1 protein-coding gene is annotated in these 772 nt (G+C 58.4%); it reads right to left on the bottom strand.

Features of this window, described 5'->3' with window-relative positions:
- Nucleotides 1-772 (bottom strand): chromosomal replication initiator protein DnaA (dnaA, locus tag A3754_RS01635; RefSeq protein WP_082904745.1); only part of this gene is annotated, 772 nt, incomplete at both ends.

The raw sequence follows: 772 nt of genomic DNA, 5'->3' as shown, positions 1-772 counted from the left end.
CCCGGCGCAAGGCACCTTCCAGCTCCCGTACATTAGAACGGATTCGCTGGGCAATAAAGAAGGCCGCGTCGTTGGGCAGATCCACCTTCGCCTCTTCCGCCTTCTTTTTCAGGATCGCCACCCGGGTTTCCAGCTCCGGCGGCTCCATGGGCTGGGACAAGCCCCAACCAAACCGGCTTTTCAGGCGCTCCTCCAAACCATCCACTTCCTTGGGGAACTTGTCACAGGTGAGGATGATCTGCTGACCGTTTTCCAGCAGCGCATTGAAGGTATGGAAGAACTCCTCCTGGGACTGCTCTTTTCCTGCAAAAAATTGAATATCATCGATCAGCAACGCATCCACGGATCGATAGAAGCGCTTGAACTCATTAATGGTCTTGTTGCGCAGAGCAGAAATCATATCCGCCACAAAGCGCTCACTGTGCAGGTAGACCACCTTGGCATTGGGATTGCGCCGTAACAGCTCATTACCCACCGCATGCATCAGGTGAGTCTTGCCCAGGCCAACGCCGCCGTATAACAGCAACGGGTTATAGCCGTGGCTCGCCGGATTCTCGGCCACCTGTTGGGCCGCCGCCGCCGCCATGCGGTTGGACTTGCCCTCGACGAAGGTAGAGAAGGTAAAGCCGGTATTGAGGTTACTGCGATGCTTGCGGGCCCCGCCCAGCGCGGTGGGTTGCGGCCGGCTATCAGACTCCGGCTGACGGGGCGCAGGGGCCACCGCAGGCGTAGTTATCGGACCACTGCCGGTAGCAGGGCCAGAACCATTGAA

It is taken from the genome of Alcanivorax sp. HI0083, from assembly GCF_001635175.1.
This window is presented reverse-complemented; position numbering and strand designations above follow the sequence as displayed.